The 23872-nt window shown below is 63.2% G+C and carries 25 protein-coding genes; 9 read left to right on the forward strand and 16 right to left on the reverse strand.

Annotation, left to right across the window (positions count from 1 at the left end; genetic code table 11):
• Positions 1 to 36: 36 nt before the first annotated feature.
• Together FYB76_RS23880 and FYB76_RS23885 are read right to left on the reverse strand one after the other, a co-directional pair.
• Positions 37 to 405 carry a response regulator gene (locus FYB76_RS23880; RefSeq protein ID WP_088756398.1) on the reverse strand — a complete coding sequence of 123 codons (369 nt, stop codon included), beginning with the start codon at positions 403 to 405 and terminating at the stop codon, positions 37 to 39.
• Positions 406 to 422: 17 nt separating this feature from the next.
• Positions 423 to 1529 carry a chemotaxis protein gene (locus FYB76_RS23885; protein ID WP_370516403.1) on the reverse strand — a complete coding sequence of 369 codons (1107 nt, stop codon included), beginning with the start codon at positions 1527 to 1529 and terminating at the stop codon, positions 423 to 425.
• Positions 1530 to 1934: 405 nt separating this feature from the next.
• Here FYB76_RS23885 and FYB76_RS23890 point away from each other — a divergent pair, with 405 nt between their 5' ends.
• Together FYB76_RS23890 and panB are read left to right on the forward strand one after the other, a co-directional pair.
• The gene (locus tag FYB76_RS23890) at positions 1935 to 2576 is read left to right on the forward strand and encodes a deoxynucleoside kinase (RefSeq protein ID WP_088756400.1); all 642 of its coding nucleotides are present in this window, start codon (positions 1935 to 1937) and stop codon (positions 2574 to 2576) included.
• Positions 2577 to 2583: 7 nt separating this feature from the next.
• The gene (gene panB / locus FYB76_RS23895) at positions 2584 to 3411 is read left to right on the forward strand and encodes a 3-methyl-2-oxobutanoate hydroxymethyltransferase (protein WP_154135292.1); all 828 of its coding nucleotides are present in this window, start codon (positions 2584 to 2586) and stop codon (positions 3409 to 3411) included.
• Between the two features lie 98 nt (positions 3412 to 3509).
• On the opposite strand, the gene dnaJ is transcribed toward panB, so the two are convergent.
• The 6 genes from dnaJ to FYB76_RS23925 form a co-directional block, all read right to left on the reverse strand.
• Positions 3510 to 4637 (reverse strand): molecular chaperone DnaJ, encoded by a 1128-nt coding sequence (dnaJ, locus tag FYB76_RS23900; protein ID WP_088756402.1) that lies wholly within the window; start codon positions 4635 to 4637, stop codon positions 3510 to 3512.
• A 251-nt stretch (positions 4638 to 4888) separates the two neighbouring features.
• Positions 4889 to 6829, reverse strand: a complete 1941-nt coding sequence (dnaK, locus tag FYB76_RS23905) for a molecular chaperone DnaK (protein WP_088756403.1) — start codon at positions 6827 to 6829, stop codon at positions 4889 to 4891.
• 155 nt (positions 6830 to 6984) lie between these two features.
• Positions 6985 to 7557: a nucleotide exchange factor GrpE gene (grpE, locus tag FYB76_RS23910; RefSeq protein WP_088756404.1), complete on the reverse strand. Its 573-nt coding sequence runs from the start codon at positions 7555 to 7557 to the stop codon at positions 6985 to 6987.
• Between the two features lie 601 nt (positions 7558 to 8158).
• Complete coding sequence (gene hemH, locus FYB76_RS23915; RefSeq protein ID WP_034341062.1) at positions 8159 to 9268, reverse strand: ferrochelatase; 1110 nt, start codon at positions 9266 to 9268, stop codon at positions 8159 to 8161.
• Between the two features lie 44 nt (positions 9269 to 9312).
• Positions 9313 to 10959, reverse strand: a complete 1647-nt coding sequence (recN, locus tag FYB76_RS23920) for a DNA repair protein RecN (RefSeq protein ID WP_154135293.1) — start codon at positions 10957 to 10959, stop codon at positions 9313 to 9315.
• A 79-nt stretch (positions 10960 to 11038) separates the two neighbouring features.
• Positions 11039 to 11956, reverse strand: a complete 918-nt coding sequence (locus FYB76_RS23925; protein WP_039785185.1) for an NAD kinase — start codon at positions 11954 to 11956, stop codon at positions 11039 to 11041.
• Positions 11957 to 11992: 36 nt separating this feature from the next.
• Here FYB76_RS23925 and FYB76_RS23930 point away from each other — a divergent pair, with 36 nt between their 5' ends.
• Complete coding sequence (locus FYB76_RS23930; RefSeq protein WP_088756407.1) at positions 11993 to 12721, forward strand: HAD family hydrolase; 729 nt, start codon at positions 11993 to 11995, stop codon at positions 12719 to 12721.
• Between the two features lie 71 nt (positions 12722 to 12792).
• Positions 12793 to 13821: a heat-inducible transcriptional repressor HrcA gene (gene hrcA, locus FYB76_RS23935; RefSeq protein ID WP_088756408.1), complete on the forward strand. Its 1029-nt coding sequence runs from the start codon at positions 12793 to 12795 to the stop codon at positions 13819 to 13821.
• Positions 13822 to 13939: 118 nt separating this feature from the next.
• Here hrcA and fur read toward each other — a convergent pair whose 3' ends face one another.
• On the reverse strand, positions 13940 to 14365 hold the full coding sequence (fur, locus tag FYB76_RS23940; RefSeq protein ID WP_034341048.1) for a ferric iron uptake transcriptional regulator: 426 nt from the start codon (positions 14363 to 14365) through the stop codon (positions 13940 to 13942).
• 213 nt (positions 14366 to 14578) lie between these two features.
• On the opposite strand from fur, the gene FYB76_RS23945 reads away from it, so the two are divergent.
• From FYB76_RS23945 to FYB76_RS23965, 5 genes are all read left to right on the forward strand, one after another.
• Positions 14579 to 15127, forward strand: a complete 549-nt coding sequence (locus tag FYB76_RS23945; protein WP_088756409.1) for an outer membrane protein assembly factor BamE — start codon at positions 14579 to 14581, stop codon at positions 15125 to 15127.
• A 45-nt stretch (positions 15128 to 15172) separates the two neighbouring features.
• Positions 15173 to 15979, forward strand: a complete 807-nt coding sequence (gene dapB / locus FYB76_RS23950) for a 4-hydroxy-tetrahydrodipicolinate reductase (protein ID WP_154135294.1) — start codon at positions 15173 to 15175, stop codon at positions 15977 to 15979.
• Between the two features lie 157 nt (positions 15980 to 16136).
• Positions 16137 to 16832 carry a MotA/TolQ/ExbB proton channel family protein gene (locus FYB76_RS23955; RefSeq protein WP_034341031.1) on the forward strand — a complete coding sequence of 232 codons (696 nt, stop codon included), beginning with the start codon at positions 16137 to 16139 and terminating at the stop codon, positions 16830 to 16832.
• 33 nt (positions 16833 to 16865) lie between these two features.
• Positions 16866 to 17309 (forward strand): biopolymer transporter ExbD, encoded by a 444-nt coding sequence (locus FYB76_RS23960; RefSeq protein ID WP_088756411.1) that lies wholly within the window; start codon positions 16866 to 16868, stop codon positions 17307 to 17309.
• Positions 17310 to 17321: 12 nt separating this feature from the next.
• Entirely contained in the window at positions 17322 to 17648 is a 327-nt protein-coding gene (locus FYB76_RS23965; RefSeq protein ID WP_154135295.1) for a barstar family protein, read from the forward strand.
• Between the two features lie 98 nt (positions 17649 to 17746).
• Here FYB76_RS23965 and FYB76_RS23970 read toward each other — a convergent pair whose 3' ends face one another.
• The 7 genes from FYB76_RS23970 to FYB76_RS24000 all read right to left on the reverse strand — a co-directional run bounded on the left by FYB76_RS23970 (position 17747) and on the right by FYB76_RS24000 (position 23773).
• Positions 17747 to 18568, reverse strand: a complete 822-nt coding sequence (locus tag FYB76_RS23970; protein WP_154135296.1) for a phosphodiesterase — start codon at positions 18566 to 18568, stop codon at positions 17747 to 17749.
• On the reverse strand, positions 18565 to 19659 hold the full coding sequence (locus FYB76_RS23975) for an ABC transporter ATP-binding protein (protein WP_154135297.1): 1095 nt from the start codon (positions 19657 to 19659) through the stop codon (positions 18565 to 18567). The genes FYB76_RS23970 and FYB76_RS23975 overlap by 4 nt, the downstream gene beginning before the upstream one ends.
• Positions 19656 to 20459, reverse strand: a complete 804-nt coding sequence (locus tag FYB76_RS23980) for an ABC transporter permease (RefSeq protein ID WP_088756415.1) — start codon at positions 20457 to 20459, stop codon at positions 19656 to 19658. Before FYB76_RS23980 ends, FYB76_RS23975 begins: the two co-directional genes overlap by 4 nt.
• 9 nt (positions 20460 to 20468) lie before the next feature.
• Entirely contained in the window at positions 20469 to 21338 is an 870-nt protein-coding gene (locus tag FYB76_RS23985; RefSeq protein ID WP_154135298.1) for an ABC transporter permease, read from the reverse strand.
• A 21-nt stretch (positions 21339 to 21359) separates the two neighbouring features.
• On the reverse strand, positions 21360 to 22367 hold the full coding sequence (locus FYB76_RS23990; protein ID WP_154135299.1) for an ABC transporter substrate-binding protein: 1008 nt from the start codon (positions 22365 to 22367) through the stop codon (positions 21360 to 21362).
• A gap of 62 nt (positions 22368 to 22429) precedes the next feature.
• Positions 22430 to 23524, reverse strand: coding sequence for a LacI family DNA-binding transcriptional regulator (locus FYB76_RS23995; protein WP_370516404.1), 1095 nt, complete (start codon positions 23522 to 23524; stop codon positions 22430 to 22432).
• A gap of 93 nt (positions 23525 to 23617) precedes the next feature.
• Positions 23618 to 23773 (reverse strand): hypothetical protein, encoded by a 156-nt coding sequence (locus FYB76_RS24000; RefSeq protein ID WP_154135300.1) that lies wholly within the window; start codon positions 23771 to 23773, stop codon positions 23618 to 23620.
• Between the last annotated feature and the right edge of the window lie 99 nt (positions 23774 to 23872).

Raw genomic sequence — 23872 nt, forward strand, 5'->3', positions numbered from 1 at the left:
GGGGGTCTCGGCATTCTCTTCAACGGTCCCTGTGTCTCAAGGCTGCACCAGCTTGGCCACGGCATCGAGCAGCACCGGCGGCAGGAAAGGCTTGTGCACCCAGGCGCGGATGCCGGCAGCCTTGCCCTCCTGCTTGCGCGCTTCACTGCTTTCGGTGGTCAGCATGATCACGGGGGTAAATTTGTAGGCCGGCAACTGCTTCATCTCGCGTACGAAGGACAGGCCGTCCAGGTTGGGCATGTTGAGGTCGGAGATGACCAGGTTGAACTTGCGGCCATCGAGTTTCTTCAGGGCTTCGCGGCCGTCGGCAGCCTCTTCGACCTGGTAGCCGGCGCTCTTCAAGGCGGCCGTGATGGTCTGCCGCAGGCTGAAGGAATCGTCGACGATCAATATGCATTTTTCCATCTCGGTTCCTCGGGGTCTCAGAAAAAATCCACCTGCGACGGTGGCGCGGGATGGCCCTGCTGGCCTGCGTGCATCTGGCGTTGTTCCTGGGTGGTGTAGGTCTTTTCGAGATCGGCCAGCCACTGCTGCGGCGAGGGCAGCGCCTGGGCCTCTGCGGCCGCGCTGCGCAGGCGCAGGATGTCCTGCTGCACGTGGTCGAGGATCTGGCTGATGCGGTCCTGGAATTGCAGGTGGACCAGGATGTCGCAGACCTCGCGGTCCACTTCGCGCCCCTCGTCTTCCAGCGCTTCCATGGTCGTGGTGAGCTTCATGGCGGAGTGGCGGAAGTCGGCGATGATCTGGTCGATCACGGCGCGCGAATTCTCGGCGATACCTTCGGTACTGGCGGTGGCGTCCCCGGTAGCACCGATGGCCGCCATGATCTGCTGGCGCGCGCTTTTGGCGCGGGCGGCAATCTGGCGGCTGTTCTCGGCCGAACGCTCGGCCAGTTCCTGCCAGCTCTGTTCGTCGCTGAGCAGGTCGGTCACGCCGGTCTGGCCCGCCAGTTGCTCGTTCTGTTGCGCCAGGCGGCGAATCTCGTCATTGGCGGCCATGAGGCTGTCGAACTTGGTCACCAGCACCTGGCGCGAGGCCAGCATGCCTTCCAGTGCCGTCGCAATGGCGCCCAATTGTTCGGCAGCGTGCTGTACGGTCTGCAGGATCTCGCCATTCGTGCCGTGCCTGGCGGGGTCCAGTGCGCCGCCCAGGCGCTCGTGGATGCCGACAAAACGGGCCGTCAGGCTGTCGATGGCCGATTGGGTCTGCGCCCGGGCCAGCTGGACATTGCCCTGCCACACCGGCAGCACTTCGCGCAACAAATCGGCCAGCGGCGCGCTGCCGGCAACCACCGACGCCGGCGCCTGAGCGGCCAGCACCGGCTCGGCGGAGACCGGCACAGGCATCTGCATCGGTTGCGCCAGCACCGGCTGCGCCGCCACGGCTGGGGCAGGCAGGCATGTCAGGTAGAAGGCGCCGCCGATCAGCAGGCCCACCAGCAGACCCAGCCACCAGTGCTGGGCCAGCATCATGAACAGCAGCAGATTCACCAGGCACAGCACCGGCAAGATATTGCGAAGCGATTTCACAGCCACGTTTTCCTGTTGGTTGTTTCAGCTCGGATCAAAAACGGCAGGACCAAGGATGACGCACCCTGCCCCATCGATGTTTACGGCAGGAACTGGCGCTTCTTGGGCAGTTCGGGCGACTCCATGCCGGGCAGGACGAGGCAAAGCCGCTTCAAGCGCGGCTTCTGGCACTAATTCGCCGCCCCGCCGGTCTACCCTGCGCGCACCAAGCCACAGCCTATTGTGCTGCTTGGCGCTGTCTTGCCTTGCGTGGAATAAGGGCCAAATTCCGCCTGAGTTGTCTGCACTACCGGACAATCGGTCAGATATTGACAAAGAATTAACAACAATCGCATCCGGCGGCCAGCGTCGCCCGGGGTGAAATCAACTACAATGCCGCACCCGGCGCGCCGGGGGAAAGAAGCCATGGAACTGGAAAGCTACCGCTACATCGCAATCGACGGCCCCATCGGGGCTGGCAAGACTTCGCTGGCCACGCGCCTGTCCACGCTGTGGGGCGCGCAGGCCTTGCTGGAACAGCCGGAGGGCAATCCCTTCCTGGCCGAGTTCTACCGGGATGCCGCACGGCATGCCTTCCAGACCCAGGTATTTTTCCTCCTGCAGCGCATGGGGCAGTTGCAGGCACCGCTGGATCCGGCGCAGCTGGAGGGACGCTTCGTGGCCGACTTCATGCTGGAAAAGAACATCCTGTTCGCCCAGCTGACCCTGGCCGGGGATGAACTGGCGCTCTATGACGCCCTGTATCGCCAGTTGCAGCCACGGGCGCGCGTACCGGACCTGGTGATCCACCTGCAGGCGCCCCCGGATGTCTTGCAGACCCGCATCGCCGCACGCGGGATCGCCATGGAGGAAGCCATCTCCCTGGATTACCTGCAACGGCTGTCGGAGTGCTACAGTCAATTTTTCTATCATTACCAAGACGCGCCGGTACTGACCGTCAACACCGAGCACCTGGATCCGGCCCGCAGCGACGCCGATCTGGCCATCCTGCTGCAGCACATCCAGGAGATGCACGGGCCGCGCGCCTTTCTCAATCACGGAGGTTGAATCTTTCATGGCAGGCTATCTTCAGGAATCGGGCGCGGCACGCGCCAAGCCGGTGACCACCCACACCCTGCAGGCGATGCGCGCCAAGGGCGACAAGATCAGCATGCTGACCTGTTATGACGCCAGCTTCGCCACGCTCATGGAGCGCGCCGGGCTGGAAACGGTGTTGATCGGCGACTCCCTGGGCATGGTCTGCCAGGGCCATGATTCGACCCTGCCGGTGACGATCCAGGATGTGGCCTATCACACGGCGGCAGTCGCTCGCGGCACCCGCACCATGCTCATCATCGCCGACCTGCCCTTCGGCACCTACCCGACCCGCGAGGAAGCCTTCCGCAACGCCGCGCTGCTCATGCAGGCGGGCGCGCAGATGGTCAAGCTCGAAGGCGGCGTGTGGCTGGCCGATACCATCAAGTTCCTCACCGAGCGCGGCATTCCCGTGTGCGCGCACATTGGCCTCACGCCGCAGTCGGTGCACCAGCTGGGCGGCTTCAAGGTGCAGGGCAAGACCAGCGATGGCGCCACGCAACTGCATGCCGATGCGCTGGCGGTGCAGCAGGCGGGCGCTTCGCTGGTGGTCATCGAAGCGGTACCGGCCACGCTGGGCAAGGAAGTGACCGGCCGCCTGGCCATCCCCACCATCGGCATTGGTGCCGGCCCTGATTGCTCGGGCCAGGTGCTGGTGATGCATGACATGCTGGGCGTGTTCCCGGGCCACAAGAGCCGCTTCGTGCGCAACTTCATGGACGGGGCCAGCGGCATCGAGGAGGCAGTGCGGCACTATGTGGCGGCCGTCAAGGACGGCAGCTTCCCGGCGCAGGAGCATTGCTTCTGATGGCTTGATGAAGCCTGTGGACAAGAAAAAGGCCAGCGATGTCGCTGGCCTTTTGCTTTGCTGCTGGTCGCGCAAGATGCTGCTGTCGCAGCGGCGGCTTACTCGAAGAATTCCTTGACCTTGTCCTTCCAGGTCTTGGTCTGCGGGCTGTGCTTGGCGCCGCCTTCGGTGGTGAGCTGCTCGAACTCGCGCAGCAGTTCCTTCTGGCGATCGGTCAGCTTGACCGGGGTTTCCACCACGACGTGGCAGAACAGGTCACCCGCGTAACCGGAACGCACACCCTTGATGCCCTTGCCACGCAGGCGGAAGGTCTTGCCGCTCTGGGTGCCCTCGGGAATGGAGAAGGACGCCTTGCCATTCAAGGTCGGGGCTTCGATCTCGCCACCCAGTGCCGCCTTGGCGAAGGAGATCGGCATTTCGCAATGCAGGTCGTCGCCATCGCGCTGGAACACGTCGTGCGGCTTGATGTGGATTTCCACATACAGGTCGCCCGGGGGGCCGCCGTTGACGCCCGGTTCACCGTTGCCGGAGGAGCGGATACGCATGCCGTCGTCGATGCCTTCGGGGATCTTCACTTCCAGCGTCTTGTTGCGCTTGATGCGGCCGGCGCCGGCGCAGGTGGTGCAGGGTTCCGGAATGATCTTGCCGCTACCGTGGCACTTGGGGCAGGTCTGCTGGATGCTGAAGAAGCCCTGCTGCATGCGCACCTGGCCGTGACCGCCGCAGGTGGTGCAAGTGACCGGCGAGGTGCCGGGCTTGGCGCCGCTGCCGTGACAGGTATCGCACTGGTCCCAGGAGGGCACGCGGATGGTGGTGTCGAAGCCGTGGGCAGCCTGCTCCAGCGTGATTTCCAGGTTGTAGCGCAGGTCGGCGCCGCGATAGACCTGCGGACCGGAATTGCGGCCACGACCACCGCCGCCGCCGAAGATGTCACCGAAGATGTCGCCGAAGGCATCGGCAAAGCCGCCCGCGCCGGCACCGCCGCCGCCACCCATGTTGGGATCGACGCCGGCATGGCCGTAGCGGTCGTAGGCCTCGCGCTTCTGCGGGTCCGACAGCATCTCGTAGGCTTCCTTGACCTCCTTGAACTTGTCTTCCGCACCCTTGCTGTCCGGGTTGCGGTCAGGATGGTACTTCATCGCCAGCTTGCGATAAGCCTTCTTGATTTCGTCGTCGCTGGCGTTCTTCGCCAGTCCGAGCACTTCGTAAAAATCGCGTTTTGCCATGTTGTATAACCCACCTTGTTATTGTGTTCCGTCGCTGCTGCGATGGCCTGCATCTGCGGCCGCGCAAGCACGACCGGAAACCAACAATGTGAAAAAGCCGAGTTCAGCTTTTGACTGCGGACTCGGCGTACCGGCCTGGCCGAAAAACAACCCGGCCGGGTGGATGCTTCTCAAAAATCCGCCCGGGCTGCGGAAAAACCGCACCCGGGCGCGAGCGCTGACCTCAGGTAAATCGAGGCATCAGTCCCGGATTACTTCACTTCCTTGAAGTCGGCGTCGACCACGTTGTCGTCCTTCGGTGCGGCACCGGCGGCACCCGCCTGGGCACCTGCGGCGCCCGCAGCGCCACCGGCCGCAGCGGCTTGCGCCTGCTGGTCGGCGTACATCTTCTCGCCCAGCTTCTGCGCCGCGGTCGACAGGGCTTCGGTCTTGGCATCGATGGTGGCCTTGTCGTCACCCTTCAAGGCTTCTTCCAGGTTCTTGATGGCGGCTTCGATGACTTCCTTCTCGCCGGCTTCCAGCTTGTCGCCGTATTCGCCCAGGGCCTTCTTGGTCGAGTGCACCAGCGCATCGCCCTGGTTGCGGGTCTCGGCCAATTCCTTCAGGCGCTTGTCTTCCTCGGCGTTGGCTTCGGCGTCGCGCACCATCTTTTCGATCTCTTCTTCATTCAAGCCCGAGTTGGCCTTGATGGTGATCTTGTTTTCCTTGCCGGTGGCCTTGTCCTTGGCGCCCACGTGCAGGATGCCGTTGGCGTCGATGTCGAAGGTCACTTCGATCTGCGGGGTGCCGCGCGGTGCCGGCGGGATGCCTTCCAGGTTGAATTCGCCCAAGGCCTTGTTGCCCACGGCCATTTCACGCTCGCCCTGGTAGACCTTGATGGTCACGGCCGGCTGGTTGTCGTCGGCAGTGGAGAACACCTGGCTGAACTTGGTCGGGATGGTGGTGTTCTTCTTGATCATCTTGGTCATGACGCCGCCCATGGTTTCGATACCCAGCGACAGCGGGGTCACGTCCAGCAGCAGCACGTCCTTGCGGTCGCCCGAGAGGACCGAACCCTGGATCGCGGCACCGACGGCCACGGCTTCGTCGGGGTTCACGTCACGGCGCGGATCCTTGCCGAAGAATTCCTTCACCTTCTCGATGACCTTGGGCATGCGGGTCATGCCGCCGACCAGGATCACGTCGTCGATGTCAGACACCTTCACACCGGCATCCTTGATGGCGGTACGGCAGGGCTCGATGGTCTTGGAGATCAGTTCCTCAACCAGGGACTCCAGCTTGGCGCGGGTAATCTTCAGGTTCAGGTGGACCGGTGCGCCATTGGCCATGGCGATATAGGGCTCGTTGATCTCGGTCTGTTGCGAGGACGACAGCTCGATCTTGGCGCGTTCGGCCGAAGCCTTGATGCGCTGCAGGGCAATGGCGTCCTTGGACAGGTCCAGGCCGTTGATCTTCTTGAATTCCTCGATGATGTAGTCGATCAGGCGCTGGTCGAAGTCTTCGCCACCCAGGAAGGTGTCACCGTTGGTGGACAGCACTTCGAACTGCTTTTCGCCATCGACGTCAGCGATTTCGATGATGGACACGTCGAAAGTACCGCCGCCCAGGTCATACACGGCGATCTTGCGGTCACCCTTTTCAGCCTTGTCCAGGCCGAAGGCCAGCGCGGCTGCGGTCGGCTCGTTGATGATGCGCTTGACGTCCAGGCCGGCGATGCGGCCGGCATCCTTGGTGGCCTGGCGCTGGGCGTCGTTGAAGTAGGCCGGGACCGTGATGACGGCTTCGGTGACTTCTTCGCCCAGATAGTCTTCGGCGGTCTTCTTCATCTTGCGCAGGACTTCAGCGGAAATCTGCGGCGGGGCCAGCTTCTTGTCGCGCACGCCGATCCAGGCGTCGCCATTGTCGGCGGCCACGATCTGGTAGGGCATCAGGTTGATGTCCTTCTGCACTTCCTTCTCGGTGAACTTGCGGCCGATCAGGCGCTTGGCGGCATAGATGGTGTTCTTCGGGTTGGTGACGGCCTGGCGCTTGGCGGGTGCGCCCACCAGGATTTCGCCGTCTTCCTGGTATGCAATGATGGAAGGCGTGGTACGTGCGCCTTCGGAGTTCTCGATCACCTTGGGCTGGTTGCCTTCCATGACGGAAACGCAAGAGTTGGTGGTGCCCAGGTCAATACCAATGATTTTTCCCATGATTTTTCCTTCGTTCTTTCAGCCCTGGATGTCGGGCTACAGGTGTTTTGAATGGTTTGAATATGTGGAGGAAAGATGGACTTTCAAGCGCCGAAACCACCGGAACAAGCAAAAATGATGCCTTTTGCCTCTTTCCCCTTCCGGCGCCGGTCCGCTTACTTTCCCTGGGCCACCGTCACCAGCGCAGGACGCAGCAGACGGTCGGAAATCATATAGCCTTTTTGCAGCACGGCAACGACCGTGTTGGCTTCCTGCTCGGCCGGCACGGCCGAGACGGCCTGGTGCTTCATCGGGTCGAGCTTCTCGCCAGCTTGCGGGCTGACTTCCTGCAGCTTGTTCTTCTCGAAGGCCGAGGAGAGTTGCTTCAAGGTCATGTCCACGCCTTCCTTGAGCGATTCCAGCGAGGCGTTTTCGATCTTCAGGGCCATTTCCAGGCTGTCCTTGACCGCCAGCAGCGACTCGGCGAAGCCCTCGATGGCGAACTTGTGGGCCTTGGCGATGTCTTCCTGAGCACGGCGGCGGATGTTCTCGCCTTCGGCACGGGCACGCAGGAAAGCGTCCTGCATCTCGGCAGCACGGGCTTCGGCTGCGGCCAGCTTGTCTTCCAGCGTGGGCTCGGCAGCGGCAGCCGCAGCGGCCTGCTCGGCGGCAGTGGCAGCAGCAGCGGCGTCAGCAGCCTGGTTGTCTTGCTGGACGGATGGGTTTTCCTGTTTTTCCATGTCTTGCATTCCTGAATTACCTCCAACAAATCAATGATTTACGTGCGTGCGGCAGCCTGATGTGAAGCGCCGTCCGCCAAGGGATGCGGCACAAGTAGGGCATGTCCCTGCTTTTTCAAGGGCTTTTTGGCACTTTCCGGCGACTTTTTGCCTATTTCTGCGATTTCAAGAAGAAAAATGTTACGCGCGCTTACAGAAATTACGGGGTCTGACTTCAAGTTAATTCGAGCCCGACCTAAACTGAATTCGAGTTCTCGCCCTTTGGGGCAGGCTCGTTTGACGGCACTCCCACTTCCCCTCATCGCTTGTCGCGCCAACAAGGTGTCATCATGAAACTGCCACTGATTGCGGCCATTATCTTCGTTGCCCTGTACAGCCTGCTGGCGACCGCCTGGATCAGCTATACGCATCTGGTGAGCGAATACACGCTCTGAGCGACGCTACCCCCCGGTTTTTTTCTTGTATGAACAATCTGGTCGCCCTGCACCAGGCAAGATCGTTGCCGGACAGACAACATCGGCGACAGTAAAGGCGTTCAGCCTGCCATTTTAGCAGGCTGACGTCGGTTGGCCGCCCGAGGTCGGCGGCCGATATGAAGCTTCCTGAAAAATCAGCGATCCGCGCCCAGCGCCTTCGCCCGCTCTGCGGCGATCGCCTGCTGGCGCGCCATCTCTTCACGGGCGGCCGCATTGCTCATGGTCGGCCAGCCGGCCAGGTGCTGCTCGACGATCTCCACCATGCCGTTGATCCAGGCCGGTGATTCATTCAGGCAAGGGATGAAGTGAAACTCCTTGCCGCCCGCATGCAGGAAGTCTTCCTTCACTTCCATGGCGATTTCTTCCAGGGTTTCCAGGCAGTCGCTGGTGAAGCCGGGGCACATCACGTCGATGCGGCGCACGCCCTGCCGGCCCAATTCCTGGGCGGTGGGCGCGGTATAGGGCTGCAGCCATTCGGCCTTGCCGAAGCGCGACTGGAAGGTAACCTGGTACTGCTCATCGGTCAGCCCCAGCGATTGCGCCAGCAGGCGCGCCGTCTTGTAGCACTCGCAATGGTAAGGATCGCCCAGCATCAGCGTGCGCTTGGGCACGCCGTGGAAGCTCATCAGCAACTTGTCCGGCCGGCCGTGCAGGTCCCAGTGGTCCAGCACCGACTGGCGCAGCGCCTGAATGTAGGCATCCTGGTCGTGATAGTTGCGGATCAGGCGCAGCTCGGGGATGTTGCGCACCTGGCGGTAATGATCGAAGACGGCATCGAAGATGGAAGCGGTGGTCGTACCCGAATACTGCGGATAGGCCGGCAATACCAGGATGCGCGTGCAGCCCTGTTGCTTCAACTGGTCCAGTACTTCGGGCAGGGAAGGCGTGCCGTAACGCATGGCATACACCACCTGCAATTGATGATGACCGCGCCCGGCCAGCTGCACCGCCAGCGCGGCAGCCTGGCGCTGCGTATGTACGCGCAGCGGCGAGCCTTCCTCGGTCCAGATGCTGGCGTATTTCTCGGCCGATTTGGAGGAGCGGAAGGGCAGGATGATGCCGTTGAGAATGAACCACCACACCGCACGCGGGATTTCCACTACACGCGGGTCCGACAGGAATTGCTTGAGGTAGCGCCGCAGCGCGCCCGCGTTGGGCGCATCGGGCGTGCCGAGATTGACCAGCACCACGGCGGTGGAGGCCGGGCTGCCATGGGTGTAGGGAGGTTCTTTGCGGAAGGGCATGGTCGTTGCGCTTGGGTTTCTTGATGTTCTTGGTGTGAAGGCGGTCAGGACGCCAGCAGCTCGCGCGCATGCTTGCGCGTGGTGGCCGTGATTTCCAGTCCGCCCAGCATGCGGGCGATTTCTTCCACGCGCGCCTTGGGGTCCAGCCCGTCGATGTCGGAGAGGGTCTTGCCGCCCTCGCTGCGCTTCTTGACCTGGTAGTGCTGGTTGGCCTGGCTGGCCACCTGCGGCAAGTGGGTCACGCACAGCACCTGGCGTTCCTGGCCGAGGCGCTTCAACAATCGCCCGACCACTTCAGCCACGGCACCGCCGATGCCGCTGTCGACTTCATCGAAGATCAGGGTCGGCACCGTGGTGGCGGCCGAGGCGATCACCGAGATGGCCAGCGAGATGCGCGCCAGTTCACCGCCCGAGGCCACCTTGGCCAAGGCACGCGGTGCCACGCCGGCGTGGCCGGCCACCAGGAATTCCACCTGTTCCAGACCGTATGCCGCCGGCTCCACTGCATTGAGCGCGATCTCGAAGCGTCCACCGGCCATCGACAGATCCTGCATGGCGGCCGTGACCGCCTCACCCAATGCGGCAGCGGCCTTGGCGCGCGCCTTGGAGAGTTTCTGCGCCTGCGCCAGATAGGCTTGCTTGAGCTTGTCTTCCTGCGCGCGCAGAGCATCGAGGTCGCTGGCATCGGCCAGTTGCTTCAATGCTTCGGAGAGCTTGCGATATTCCTCCGGCAGCTCATCGGGCTGCACGTGGAATTTGCGGGCGGTCGAATGGATGGCTTCCAGGCGCTCTTCCACTTCCTGCAATCGCGCGGGATCGAGTTCGACGCGGCCGAGATAATCATTCAAGGCATAGACCGCTTCCTGCAGCTGGATCTGCGCCGGTTCCAGCGCGTCGAGCACCGGCTTCAAGGCCGTATCGACATCGACCAGCTTGGTCAGCTTCTGCGTGATCGAGGAGAGTTGCGAGAGGATGGGCAATTCCGATTCCGAGATCACGCCCAGCGCCTCCTGCGCGCCACCGATGAGCGCCGCAGCATGCGACAGGCGGCTGTGCTCGGTGCTGATGTCGGCCCATTCACCGGGCTTGACGGCCAGCTTGTGCAGTTCGGCCACTTGCCACTCCAGGCGCTCGCGCTCCAGCAGCACATTGCGCGCATCCTGCTCGAACTGTTCGCGCTGGCGAGCCAGGGCACGCCAGGTCTTGTAGGCCGCAGCCACTTCGCGTGCAGGCTCCAGCAGACCGGCCTGGCTGTCCAGCAACTGGCGCTGGGCATCGGCCTTCATCAGCGACTGGTGCGCATGCTGGCCGTGGATGTCCACCAGCATCTCGCCGACTTCGCGCAATTGCGCGGCGGTGGCGGCGCTGCCGTTGATGTAGGCCTTGCTGCGGCCGGCATTGTCGATCACCCGGCGCAACAGCACGCCGTCGTGCTCGCCGGTGAATTCGTGTTCGTCCAGCCAGGCCATGACTTCCGGCGTGGCGGTGAAGTCGGCGCTCACGTCTGCCTTGGCCGCGCCCTCGCGCACCACGCTGGGGTCGCCCCGTCCGCCCATGGCCAGCGCCAGGGCATCGATGAGGATGGATTTGCCGGCGCCGGTTTCGCCGGTGAAGACGGAAAATCCGCGCGCGAATTCGAGCTCGATGGCATCGACAATCACGAAGTCGCGAATCGTTAAGGTACGCAGCATGGTGGTCTCGCAGCGGGTTGGACGGACAGGCCAGTATGCTCAAGCGAGCCGGCGCGCAATGGCCGGGCTCGATGCGCGCTTATTGTAATCGGCCTTCTATGGAGGGGTATTCATTCCAGTGCAGCTTCTCGCGCAGGGTATCGAAATAACTCCAGCCCTCGGGATGCAGGAAGGTGATCTTGTGCGCCGAACGGCGGATCACGATGCGGTCGCCATGCAGCACGCTGGTCAAGGACTGCATGTCGAAGTTGGCGCTGACCTCGCGCCCGGCCACCACCTGGATCACGATCTCACAGGAATCCGACAGCGTGATGGGGCGGTTCGACAGCGAATGCGGAGAAATCGGCACCATGACGATGCCGTGCAGGCTGGGATGCAGGATAGGGCCGCCGGCCGACAAGGCATAGGCGGTGGAACCGGTGGGCGTAGCCACGATGAGGCCATCGGAACGCTGGTTGTACATGAAGCGGCCATCGACCTCCACCCGCAGCTCGACCATGCCGGAGGTGGAGCCACGCGCCACCACCACATCGTTCAAGGCCAGCGCGCGGAAGATCTCGCTGCCTTCGCGGTAGACCCGCGCCTCCAGCAGCGAACGCGACTCGGCTTCGACCTTGCCTTCCAGCATGTCGGCCAGAGCCGGTATCATGCGGTCTTGGGCGATATCGGTGATGAAGCCCAGGCGGCCCTGGTTGATGCCGATCAGCGGCACGTTGTAGGGCGCCAGCTGGCGTGCAATGCCGAGCATGGTGCCGTCGCCGCCGACCACGATGGCCACGTCCGCGTGATGTCCGATCTGCTCGGGCGTCATGCTGTCATAGCCTTGCAGGGCGATGTTCTCGGCGGTCTCGGACTCGAAGACCACGGTGTGGCCGTGCGATTCCAGGAACACCGCGATGTCCGACAAGATCTGCGCGATGCCGACGGCCTGGAACTTGCCGACGATGGCGACGGTTTTGGGTACGGCTGCCTGAACGGGTAATTTGATGGGCCACATGCTGCGGATTAGACCATAATTTGAGATGACATTGTAATGAAACCAAGCGCTTCCCCCCTGCCCTCCTCGCCCGCCCCCTCCCCTATCGAGGCGGTGCTGTTCGATCTCGACGATACCCTGTGGGCCATCGAGCCGGTGCTGGTGCGCGCCGAAGGCCTGCTCTACGACTGGCTGCGCGAGCATGCGCCCGCCGTGGTAGCGGCCCATACGATTGCCAGCCTGCGCGAACGGCGCATGGCCCTGATGAAGACCGATCCCATGTACCGCATCGACCTCTGGAAGCTGCGCCATACGGCGCTTTCCGATGTCTTCCGCGAGCATGACGTGGACCTGGCGCTGGTCGACCCGGCCATGGCCCTGTTCTCCGAGGCGCGCAGCACGGTGGCGCTGTTCGATGACGTCGAACCAGCACTGCTGCGCATGAAAGACCGGCTCACGCTGGGCTCGGTCTCCAACGGCTTTGCCGACCTGGAGCGCATCGGCCTGGCCGGGCACTTCGGGGTCTCGATTGCCGCCCATCGCTTCGGCCGCGCCAAACCTGATCCGGCCATCTTCCACGCCGCCTGCGAGGCACTGCAGGTCGCTCCGGCGGCCACGGTGTATGTGGGCGACGATCCGCTGCTGGACGTACAAGGCGCGCAGCGGGCCGGTTTGCGGGCAGTGTGGATGAACCGTTTCGAGCGCACCCTGCCCGAAGGCATCACCCCCGACGCCATCTGCCGCGACCTGCATGAGCTGCACGACTGGCTGCAGGCGCAAGCCTGAACCTTTGTTCAATTTTTGGAAGAACTGACGCGGCCGTCACATTTGCCGGATATGCCGCTAGAATATGCCCCATGCAACTCGATAACCGCGCCCGCACACTCCTGAAGGCCCTGGTCGAACGGTACATCGCCGACGGCCAGCCGGTAGGGTCGCGCGCCCTGTCGAAACTGTCGGGCCTGGAACTGTCGCCGGCGACCATCCGCAACATCATGGCCGATCTCGAAGAGATGGGCTTCGTCGCAAGCCCGCACACCTCGGCAGGCCGCGTGCCCACGCCGCGCGGCTATCGCATGTTCGTCGATACCCTGCTCACCGTCGAGGCCATCGACGAGAGCGCCCTCGAAGGCCGCCTGCAGGCGCGGCTGCAGCACAGCGGTTCGCCCCAGAAGATCATCACCAATGCAGCCCAGGTGCTGTCCTCGCTGTCGCAGTTCGCCGGTGTGGTGATGACGCCCAAGCGCGAATCGATGTTCCAGCAGATCGAATTCCTGCGGCTATCCGAAAAACGCATCCTGCTGGTGATCGTCGACCAGGGCGGCGACGTGCAGAACCGCATGCTGCTGACCGAGGTCGACTACACCCCCAGCCAGCTGACCCAGGCCGCCAACTACATCAACCAGCATTACGCCGGCCAGTCCTTCGACCAGGTGCGCATCCACCTGCAAGGCGAACTGCGCCAGCTGCGCGACGACATGACCGCGCTCATGCAGGCCGCCGTCGAAGCCGGCAGCGACGCCATGAACGAAGAGGCCGACAACAACGTGGTCATCTCCGGCGAGCGCAACCTGCTGTCGGTGACCGACCTGTCTTCCAACATGAATTCCTTGCGGCGCCTGTTCGACATGTTCGAGCAGAAGACCGGGCTCTTGCAGCTGCTGGATGTGTCCAGCAAGGCCACCGGCGTACAGATCTTCATCGGCGGCGAATCCCAGCTGGTGCCGATGGACGACATGAGCATCGTCACCGCCCCCTACGAGGTCAACGGCCGCATCGTCGGCACCCTGGGCGTGATCGGGCCGACCCGCATGGCCTACGAACGGGTCATTCCCATCGTCGACATCACCGCCAAACTGCTCTCCAGCGCGCTGAGCCAGCACTGAGCCCGGCCAGCACAACCATCCCGCCAGAACGCAAAAAAGCCACGCGCGACCGCACGTGGCTTTTTGCATGTTGCTTCACGCTGCCTTGCTCAAATCGAGCCAGGAAGCGATGGCGGGCTTATTTCTTCACTTTCTTGCAGTTTTTGCAATGACCGTAGAGGGCCAAGGCATGGTCGGCGATCTCGAAACCGTGCTCCTGGGCAATCTTCAACTGGCGCTTTTCGATTTCGGCGTCGAAGAATTCCTCGACCTTGCCGCAATCCAGGCAGACCAGGTGATCGTGGTGCGAGCCTTCGTTGAGTTCGAAGACGGCCTTGCCGGTCTCGAAGTGATTGCGCTGGAGCAGGCCGGCCTGTTCAAACTGGGTCAGCACGCGGTAGACGGTGGCCAGGCCGACGTCGAGGTTGTCGGACAGCAATTGTTTGTAGACGTCTTCGGCGCTGAGGTGGCGCACGGAGGTGTTCTGGAAGATTTCGAGGATCTTCAGGCGCGGCAGGGTCGCCTTCAGGCCGCTGGCCTTCAGTTCGGATGGATTGTTCGGCATGGTAGAGTGGGTTCCCGGGGTTTTACTGGTCTCGAACAGGCGCGGCGGTCCACTGGGAAGACCTGGCGGACCATTCCGGCGGGGCGGTGGGGAACACCCTTTTACACCCGGAACGCACTCATGCCTATTTAAGAAGTAAGTTCTAGCTTATCATATAGTGCTTTAGGCTCATGGCTCAACCCGGTTGAAATCTTTATGCGCATGCTTTCCCGAATGAAGTCCCGTCATCACACCACCGCCGTCGGCGTCCTGGCTGCACTGGCCGTCTCGCTGGCCGGCTGCTCCTCGACCAAGGCACCGGAACAGGCTGCACCCACCGATACCTCGGGCGTGAAGGTGACCGGCAAGAGCAACAGCCTGTTCGGCTTCCTGAAGCCCTACCGCATCGACATCCAGCAAGGCAACTTCGTCTCCAAGGAAATGGTGGCGCAACTGCGCCCGGGCCTCACGCGCGACCAGGTGCGCTTCGTGCTGGGCACGCCTCTGCTGACCGACATGTTCCACGCCAATCGCTGGGACTACGATTTCCGCCTGGCCAAGGGCAACGGCGAGATCATGACCAGCCGCGTGTCGGTATTCTTCAAGGATGACCTGCTGGATCACGTCGAAGGCGGCCAGAACCTGCCCACCGAAAGCGAATACCTGACCCTGATCACTGACGCCAAGGTCGGCGCCAAGGCCAGCTTCAGCGACAAACCCAAGGACGACAGCGAGATCAAACCGGCCTCGCCGGTGGCGCCTTCCTCGGCCACCAACAAGTAAGCCGGGCCAGACCTGTCCTTCGCACTTCTTCCTTCCGAGTTTCACATGACTGCATTGAATATCGCCGTGGCCGGCGCCTCCGGGCGCATGGGCCGCATGCTGATCGAAGCCATCCTCAACGCCGAGGGCCTGAAGCTCTCCGGCGCCCTGGATACGCCCGCCTCGCCCACCATCGGGACCGATGCCGGCCTGTTCCTGGGCAAGACCACCGGCGTGGTCATCGAGCCCGACCTGGCGCGCGGCCTGGCCGGCGCAGATGTACTGATCGACTTCACCCGCCCGGAAGGCACGCTCAAACACCTGGAATACTGCGCCGCCCATGGCGTGAAGGTGGTCATCGGCACCACCGGCTTCGAAGCCGAAGGCAAAGCGGCCATCGCCGAATTCGCCAAGCGTACCGCCATCATGGCCGCACCCAACATGAGCGTGGGCGTCAACGTCACGCTGAAGCTGCTGGAACTGGCCGCCAAGAATTTCTCGCACGGCTACGACATCGAAATCATCGAAGCCCATCACCGCCACAAGGTCGACGCCCCCTCCGGCACTGCGCTGAAGATGGGTGAAGTCATCGCCGATGCGCTGGGCAAGAAGCTCGACGACGTCGCGGTTTATGCACGCGAAGGCGTCACCGGTGAACGCGATCCGTCCTCCATCGGCTTTGCCACCGTGCGCGGCGGCGACATCATCGGCGACCACACGGTGCTCTTTGCCGGTATCGGCGAGCGCATCGAGATTTCGCACAAGTCGTCCAGCCGCGTCTCGTACGCCATGGGCAGCCTGCGTGCCGCACGCTTCCTGGCCGAGAAGGACACCGGCCTGTATGACATGCAGGATGTGCTGGGCTTCAAGTAAGCCGAGCCCGCCACCACAGGAAATGCCCGACGCTGCCGCGCCCCACCAGGTCCGGCAGCGAATTTTTTTGGGGGCCGCCGCTCCAAGCGACTCTCCCCCAGCCAACTTTCATTGACTCCCTGCCGCCAGCGCGGCGTCTTTCCCGAAAGCACCTACCATGGAACAGAACGTTGGATTTGCCCACTATTGGGCCCAAGGCGATGCCGTTTCGCACTCGGTGGCCTACCTGCTGTTGCTGATGTCGATCGCCAGCTGGTTCTACATCCTCTCCAAGGCCTGGGCCGCCTGGCGCATCCGCCGTGGCAGCAATGCCCTGGAACAATTCTGGCAGGCCCCGACCCTGGCCGACGCCACCGCCGCCATGCAGCGCCTGGACAGCGAACAGATCTACACCCCCATGGCCGAACGCGCCGCTGAAGCGGCCGACATCGGCACGCGCCAGCAGGGCACGCCCTCGCTCAACGCCGCCACCGATCCGGGCGAACTGATCACGCGCACCCTGCGCCGCGAAATCAACCGCGTCTCTGCGCGCCTGGAGCGCGGCCTGACGCTGCTGGCCTCGGTCGGCTCGACCGCGCCCTTCGTGGGCCTCTTCGGTACCGTGTGGGGCATCTACCACGCGCTGGTGGCGGTCTCGGCCAGCGGCACGGTGCAGATCGACAAGGTTGCCGGTCCCGTGGGCGAGGCGCTGATCATGACCGCGCTGGGCCTGCTGGTCGCGATCCCGGCGGTGCTGGCCTACAACGCCTTCACCCGCATCAACCGCGTGGTGCTGGCCGAACTGGATGGCTTCGCGCACGACCTGCATGCGTACCTGACCACCGGCGAGCGCGTCGGCGGCATGCGCAAATAATTTTTCCGACACCCGATCCGAGAGGAGTCCCACATGAGTTTCGGCGGATTCAACGACAACCAGAACTCGGCCCCGATGGCCGACATCAATGTCACCCCGATGGTGGACGTGATGCTGGTCCTGCTGGTGATCTTCATCATCACCGCGCCCATGTTCACCCACGCCCTGAAGCTGGACCTGCCCACCGCGCAGTCCAACCCGGCCCCGGAAAAACCGGAGACCATTACCCTGGGCATCGATGCGGCCGGCAAGCTGTACTGGAACGACCAGCCGGTCAGCGAAGCGGACATGGATGCGCGGCTGGCCACGGCTGCAGCCAGGAAACCGCAGCCCGAGCTGCAATTGCGGGCCGACAAGTCGACCCGCTATGAAATGATCGCCGAAGTGATGTCAGCCGCGCAGGGTGCGGGGCTGACCAAGCTGGGTTTCGTCACCGATCCCAAGGGCGGCGGCAAGAGCAACAGACAAGCAAACTGAAAGAGAGCAGGCATGGCCACCGTACAACTGGCGGGCGACCGCATCACCGACTGGGACAGTTTCCATACCGAGAGCGCAGCCGCCTTCGGCTTCCCGGATTTCTATGGCCGCAACATGGATGCCTGGGTCGATTGCCTGTCCTACCTGCGCGATGAGGACGGCATGTGCAAGTTCAGGCTCAAGCCCAAGGAAGTGCTGACCATCGAGATCAGCCACAGCGCCGACCTGCACAAGCGCCTGCCGGACCTGGTGGAAGACGTGGAATTCTGCTGCACGGCCATCAATGACCGCTGCGAGGATTACGACGAGCCGCCGGTCATTGCGCTGGTGTGGAAGTGATATTGCCGTTTTCCATTCATCTACTCCATCGCTGCGGCGGCCCTGATTGATCTCCCAAAGAGATCAATCACTCGCCCCGTTGATCAACGATCAGTCGATCAGTCGATCAATTCATCCCCATCATAAAACGGATACGGCCCATCGAATTCCCCGATGAAGGCCGTATGGCTGACCAGGCTCCCTGCAGCCGCATCCCACCAGTGCAACTGGAATCCCGGCGGCTCCATCACGAAGCAGGAAGGCGCTTGCGGATCCAGGTCCAGCTGCACCTGGTGTGACACGCCCGGACAGGTCGTGGCCAGCGTCCCGGCAAAGCGCCGCTGGATCGAACGATGCAGGTGCCCGCACAGGATGCGCTCGACCTGCGGGTGCTTGCGCACCACCGCTTCCAGCGCCTGTGGATTGGCCAGGCCCATGTCATCCATGTGGCCGATGCCGGTGGTGAACGGCGGATGATGCATGGCAATCACGGTCGGACGCTCCGGCTGCTGTGCCAGCACCTCATCGAGCCACAGCAGGCTGGAGGCGGCCAGCTCGCCACCGCTGGCGCGCGGGATCACGGTATCGAGCGCGATGATGCGTACCGGATGGTCTTCGATCACATACTCGATGCGCTCACCGCCCTGCTGCAGATAGGCGTGCTCCGGGAAGGCCGCGCGCAGCGCATTGCGCTCGTCATGGTTGCCCGGCAACAGGTAATAGGGCATGGCCAGCGGTGCCAGCAACTCACGCAGGCAGGCATATTCGGAGGGCTTGCCGAAGTCCACCAGGTCGCCGGTGATGACCAGCACGTCCGGCTTCTGCTTCAGTGCATTGACTTGCCGCACGCAGCGGCGCAGTGCTTCGGCGGTATCCACCACGCGATAGGATTTCTTGCCATCGGTCTTGATGTGCAGGTCGGAAATCTGTCCCAGGATCATGCGGTCTCCTTCTCGGCGCGCGGCGCCAGTTTTACCAGTGCCTCGGCCGGCACGCGGATGGCGATCTGCTGCCCGGCTTCCCACCAGCCACGGCGGCTGGTCTCGGCGATGATCGGCCGCTCCGTGCCGATCTCGATTTCAAAGCGGGTGCGGTCACCCAGGAAAAACGTGTTGAGCAACTTGCCGCGCACGCACTGGCCATCGGCTTCGGTGATGTCCGCCACCTGCACATCCTCGGGACGGAACATGGCGCAAGCCTCCTGGCCCTGGCTGGCGGCATCGAGCTTGTCGAGCAGCGGCAGGCTACCGGTGGGCAACAACAATCTATCTCCCGAAACGATACCTTGCACGCGATTCATCGCGCCGATGAAATCGGCCACGAAGTCATTGGCGGGATGATAGTAGATTTCCTGGGGGGTACCGATCTGCGAGATCTTGCCGCGCTCCATGACCACGATGCGGTCGCCCAGCGCCATGGCTTCGCCCTGGTCGTGGGTGACATAGATGGCGGTGATGCCCAGGCTGCGCAGCAGCTTGTTGAGGTCGCTGCGCACGGCTTCGCGCAGTTTGGCGTCCAGTGCCGTGAGCGGCTCGTCCAGCAGCAGCACGCGCGGCTCCATCGCCAGTGCGCGGGCCAGTGCCACGCGCTGCTTCTGGCCGCCCGAGAGCTGGTCCACGCGACGGTGCGAGAGGCCTTGCAGGTGCACCATCTCCAGCAGCCGTTCGACCCGCTCGGCACGTTCGCCGGCCGGGATCTTGCGGATCTTCATGCCGTAGGCGATGTTCTCGCCCACGCTCATGTTGGGGAACAGCGCATAGTTCTGGAACACCATGCCCACGCCACGTTTTTCAATGGGCAGTGCGGTCACGTCTTCATCGCCGAAGAACACGCGCCCGCCTTCATCGGGAAACTCCAGCCCGGCGATCATGCGCAGCGTGGTGGTCTTGCCGCAGCCCGAGGGGCCCAGCAGGACCAGGGTTTCACCGGGATGGATATCGAGGTCCAGCGGCTGCAGCGCGCGGGTGCCATTGGCAAAGGACTTGGCGCATTGCTGCAGGCGGATGGAAACGGCTTCTTGCTTGGGCTTCATAGACTGACTTTCTTGCGTGTTGCCTGGGTCGCCCACTGCATGCCGATCAGGAGCGGAATGATCATGAAAAAGAAGATCAGCGTATAGGCCGATCCCACCTCCAGCCGCATCGATGCATAGGCATCGGCCAGGCCCACCGGCAGGGTCTGGGTCAGCGGCGTGTGCAGCATCCAGGTGATATTGAATTCGCCGATGGACAGCGTGACCACCATCAGCGCCCCGGCCAGGATGCCCGAGGCGGCATTGGGAATGACGATGCCGAAGAAGCGGCGCATCCGCCCCGCCCCCAGGCTGGCAGCGGCTTCTTCCAGCTGGGCCAGCTGCGAGGACTGCATCACCGCCAGCACCGGGCGCACCATGAAGGGCAGCGTGAAGATCACGTGGCCGACCAGGATGAAGAGGATGCTGGCGCGGAACTCGCGCAACTGGCCGTAAGCCATGATGAGCGCCAGTGCGGTGGCCAGGCCCGGCACGGCCACCGGCATCATGAGCAGCTCCTCGATCACGCGCGCCAGGCGGCTGTGTCCGCCGCGATAGCGCGCCAGCATGTAGGCCAGCGGCACACCGGCCACCAGCGTCACCGCCAGGCAGGCCAGCGCAATGATGAGCGAACGCCAGATGGTGGGCTGGTACATCTCCCACACCTGCGCCACCCAGCGCAGCGTGAGCCCGCTGGACAAGCCGACGAAGAAATTCTCGGTCACGCCGGCCAGCATCGACAGCACCACCGGTACCACCAGGAAGGCGCACACCAGCAGCGTGAATCCCAATTGAACGTAAAAACGCAAACGATTCTGCATGGCCACTCCTCAAGCCGCTGCGGCCACGCCGCTGCCGGTGAGCGAACGCGCCAGTGCCAGCACCGCCCAGGTGATCACGCCCAGCACGATGGACAGCGAGGCCGCCGTGGCAAAGTTGGCATAGCCGGTAAATTCGTTGTAGATGGTCATGGGCAGAACATCGATATTGGCCGCCAGCGTGAAGGCCGTACCGAAGGCGCCGACGCTGGTGGCAAAGCAGATCGCGCCCGAGGAAATGAGCGCCGGCAGCAGTGCAGGCAGCACCACGTGCAGCAGCACCTGCCAGGGCTTGGCACCGAGCGAACGCGCGGCTTCTTCCAGCGAGGGATCGAGTTTTTCGGCGGCAGCCACGACGGTAAGGATCACGCGCGGAATCGAGAAATACAGGTAACCCAGGAACAGCCCCGCCAGCGAATACGCAAACACCAGCGACTCACCGAAGAGCCAGGTGGTGAAGGCGCCGATGAGACCCTGGCGCCCCGCCAGCATGATGACCATGAAGCCGACCACCACGCCGGGAAACGCCAACGGGAAGGTCAGCATGGCCAGCAATGCCGACTGGCCAGGAAAACGATTACGTCGCAGGAACAAGCCGACGAACACCGAGATGGCCAGCGTGGCGACCGTGACCACCGCCGACAGCACCAGCGTGGACACCAGGCTGGTGAAGTAATGGCGGTTGGTCAGCACCGACAGGTAGGCCATCGCGCCGTCCGGCCCCGAGGCGCCCACGCCGACCAGCCGCACCATGGGCAGCAGCCAGAAGGCGCAGAAGATCGTCAGGCCGGGAACGGCGAACCACAGCCACACGCCATTGCCCGCCGAGCGCGCACGCGCAGCCGCTGGCCTGACGGGGACGGAGGAGATCATGCTCTTCATGCTTGCTCCTGCGATCTGCATTTAACGCACTTCAGCCAGGTAGCGCTCGCCGAACTTGCGCTGGGCTTCGGCCATCTTGCCGTAGTCCACCGACTTGGCGCGGGCGTATTCGGCAGCCGGCAGGAAACGCGCTTCCGCTTCCTTGGACATGGCCGATGCACGTACCGGACGCAGGTAGGCGTTGGCCCAGATGGCCTGGCCCTGGTCGGACAGCAGGAAGTCCAGCACCTTCTTCGCTTCGGCCTGGTGCGGTCCGTTCTTCACCAGCGAGACCACGTAGGGCACGGTGACGGTACCTTCCGAGGGAATCACGAAGGCCACGTTGGCGTGGTCCTTGTACTTGGCGCGGTAGGCGTCGAAGTCATAGCCCAGCAGGATGGGGATTTCACCCGAGATCAGGCGCGCATAGGAGGTCTGCTTGGGGACGATGGGCTGGTTCTTCTGCAGGTTCTTGAAGTAGCTGATGGCCGGCGAGAAATCGTCGAGGGTGCCGCCCATGGCCTGGTTGATCGCCACCGCGCCGACATAGCCGACGAAGGCCGAGGCCGGGTCGAGGTAGCCGATCAGGCCCTTGTATTCGGGCTTTTGCAGGTCGGCCCAGGACTTGGGCACGGGCTTGCCCTTCAAGGCATCGACGTTGACCATGATGCCCATGGTGCCGGAATGGATGGTGACCCAGTAGCCGTCAGGATCCTTCAGTCCGTTGGGGATGTCGTTCCAGTGGGCCGGCTTGTAGGCGGCCACCAGGTCCTTGTTCTTCGCTTCGATGCCGAAGGACACGCCCAGGTAGGTGAAATCGGCCACCGGGCTGGCCTTCTCGGCCGTCAGCTGGGCCAGGGCCTGGCCGCTGTTCTTGTTGTCGGGCGGCACGGTGATGCCGGTCTTGTCCTTGATGGCCTTGATCTGCGCGGCCCAGTCAGCCCACTCGGGCGGACAGTTGTAGCAGATCGCGGTCTGGGCCGAAGCGGCCAGGGAAGCCGACAGCAACAGCGCGCCGGCAGCGGTTTGAATAACACGTTTCAGGAACATGTCAGATCCTTTCCTAAGGGTTGAACAACGAGGGCACAACAAATTCTTCAACGACATCTGCATCAGCAAGAGGCCGGCGCGGGCGGCGCCACCGATCCCCCCTCGCGCAAGGCATGCGGGAGGATGTGGCGCACCCCGGCGATGACCGGCACCGGCGTCTCCACAGGCAGGGACGCAGCAACAGCAGCAACAGCAGCAGGCAGCGCGCGCTCGATGGCATCGACCAGGGTACGCAAGGCGACATCGCCGATCTGCTCGGAAGGCTGCACCACGCTGGCCAGCACCGGCTGCATCAGCGCCCCGACAGGGATGCCGTCGAAGCCCATCACCGAGATATCGCCCGGCACCTGCAAGCCCAGTGCGCGCAGGTCGCGCATGGCACTCAGGGCCAGCAGGTCGTTGGAACAGAACAGGGCCGTAGGGCGATGCCGCGGGTCGGCCATCATCTGCTGGTAATCGGTGGCGGCAGTGAGCGTGTGGCGCTCGACCTCGATGGCCGGCAGCGGCGCCAGGCCGGCGGCTTGCATGGCATCGAGATAGCCGCAGTAGCGCTGCATGGCGCGGTCGGAGGCATTGAAGCGTCCCGAGAGCATCTGGATGCGGCGATGCCCCAGTGCGATCAGGTGGGTGACGGCATCGCAGGCGGCGGCGCGGTTGTCCACCGACACCGAGGCGCGCTGGATGGCGGTCCCGGCATCGGCCGCCGCCAGCTGGTTGTAGGCCAGCACGAAGGGAATGCGCTCGCGCTCCAGCAAGTCCAGAGTGGCATTGGCACCGGCATCAGCCACCGTCAGGATCACCCCATCGACGCGATGGCCCAGCAGCAGCTCCACCGCCGCCGATTCGTCTTCGGGCAGGTATTCGGTGGTGGTGAACATGACCGAGTAGTCCAGCGCGCGTGCCGCCAGCTCGATGCCTTGCAGGCATTGGGCGAAGACCGTGTTGGACAGGGTCGGCACGACCACCCCGACCGTGCGCGAATTGCCGGCGCGCAAGTTGCGGCCGGTGAAATTGGGACGGAAGCCCAGCTCGGCAATGCTGCGGTGGATCTTCTCGGCGGTCTCCGCACTGACCGAGCCGGGCTTGTTGAGCAGCCGGGACACGGTGGCAATGGAGACGCCAGCCAGATGGGCAACTTGTTTGATGGACGGACGCACGGGGTTTCCGGGGCAAATGAAAACGATTTCATGATGACGCCCGATTGTTACGCCCTCATGACCATCAAACCATGAGGAATGTGAACGAAAACCTCAACCACGCTGGATCTTGGCGACATTCCATCCCCCATGGAACGAAGCGATCAAATTCAAGCCAATATCGATAAAAAATTGCTTTTTCACAATTTTTCGAGATTTAACAAGAAGTCTTTCGAGAACACGCCGCGCCGCCTCTGCCGGTGGTTTCATACGTCACGCCAGCCCCCATGCTGGCCGGCACACCATTCCAGTCCGTCGCCCCCTCGCAGGCGGGAACCGTGTAGCTGCTATCCCTGCTGCCGCCTGCTC

Source organism: Herbaspirillum sp. CAH-3, assembly GCF_009668275.1.
In the GTDB taxonomy this organism is placed as follows: Bacteria; Pseudomonadota; Gammaproteobacteria; order Burkholderiales; family Burkholderiaceae_D; genus Herbaspirillum; species Herbaspirillum aquaticum.

Bases quoted from the DNA above. Each gene is read 5' to 3' on its own strand.
- FYB76_RS23965 (WP_154135295.1), top strand. From the start codon at position 17,322: ATGGCCACCGTACAACTGGCGGGCGACCGCATCACCGACTGGGACAGT.
- fur (WP_034341048.1), bottom strand. From the start codon at position 14,365: ATGCCGAACAATCCATCCGAACTGAAGGCCAGCGGCCTGAAGGCGACC.
- FYB76_RS23960 (WP_088756411.1), top strand. From the start codon at position 16,866: ATGAGTTTCGGCGGATTCAACGACAACCAGAACTCGGCCCCGATGGCC.
- FYB76_RS23970 (WP_154135296.1), bottom strand. From the start codon at position 18,568: ATGATCCTGGGACAGATTTCCGACCTGCACATCAAGACCGATGGCAAG.
- FYB76_RS23975 (WP_154135297.1), bottom strand. From the start codon at position 19,659: ATGAAGCCCAAGCAAGAAGCCGTTTCCATCCGCCTGCAGCAATGCGCC.
- dapB (WP_154135294.1), top strand. From the start codon at position 15,173: ATGACTGCATTGAATATCGCCGTGGCCGGCGCCTCCGGGCGCATGGGC.
- grpE (WP_088756404.1), bottom strand. From the start codon at position 7,557: ATGCAAGACATGGAAAAACAGGAAAACCCATCCGTCCAGCAAGACAAC.
- dnaK (WP_088756403.1), bottom strand. From the start codon at position 6,829: ATGGGAAAAATCATTGGTATTGACCTGGGCACCACCAACTCTTGCGTT.
- hemH (WP_034341062.1), bottom strand. From the start codon at position 9,268: ATGCCCTTCCGCAAAGAACCTCCCTACACCCATGGCAGCCCGGCCTCC.
- dnaJ (WP_088756402.1), bottom strand. From the start codon at position 4,637: ATGGCAAAACGCGATTTTTACGAAGTGCTCGGACTGGCGAAGAACGCC.
- FYB76_RS23990 (WP_154135299.1), bottom strand. From the start codon at position 22,367: ATGTTCCTGAAACGTGTTATTCAAACCGCTGCCGGCGCGCTGTTGCTG.
- FYB76_RS23945 (WP_088756409.1), top strand. From the start codon at position 14,579: ATGAAGTCCCGTCATCACACCACCGCCGTCGGCGTCCTGGCTGCACTG.
- FYB76_RS23980 (WP_088756415.1), bottom strand. From the start codon at position 20,459: ATGCAGAATCGTTTGCGTTTTTACGTTCAATTGGGATTCACGCTGCTG.
- FYB76_RS23985 (WP_154135298.1), bottom strand. From the start codon at position 21,338: ATGAAGAGCATGATCTCCTCCGTCCCCGTCAGGCCAGCGGCTGCGCGT.
- FYB76_RS23925 (WP_039785185.1), bottom strand. From the start codon at position 11,956: ATGTGGCCCATCAAATTACCCGTTCAGGCAGCCGTACCCAAAACCGTC.
- hrcA (WP_088756408.1), top strand. From the start codon at position 12,793: ATGCAACTCGATAACCGCGCCCGCACACTCCTGAAGGCCCTGGTCGAA.
- FYB76_RS23880 (WP_088756398.1), bottom strand. From the start codon at position 405: ATGGAAAAATGCATATTGATCGTCGACGATTCCTTCAGCCTGCGGCAG.
- FYB76_RS23890 (WP_088756400.1), top strand. From the start codon at position 1,935: ATGGAACTGGAAAGCTACCGCTACATCGCAATCGACGGCCCCATCGGG.
- FYB76_RS23930 (WP_088756407.1), top strand. From the start codon at position 11,993: ATGAAACCAAGCGCTTCCCCCCTGCCCTCCTCGCCCGCCCCCTCCCCT.
- FYB76_RS23955 (WP_034341031.1), top strand. From the start codon at position 16,137: ATGGAACAGAACGTTGGATTTGCCCACTATTGGGCCCAAGGCGATGCC.
- panB (WP_154135292.1), top strand. From the start codon at position 2,584: ATGGCAGGCTATCTTCAGGAATCGGGCGCGGCACGCGCCAAGCCGGTG.
- recN (WP_154135293.1), bottom strand. From the start codon at position 10,959: ATGCTGCGTACCTTAACGATTCGCGACTTCGTGATTGTCGATGCCATC.
- FYB76_RS24000 (WP_154135300.1), bottom strand. From the start codon at position 23,773: ATGAAACCACCGGCAGAGGCGGCGCGGCGTGTTCTCGAAAGACTTCTT.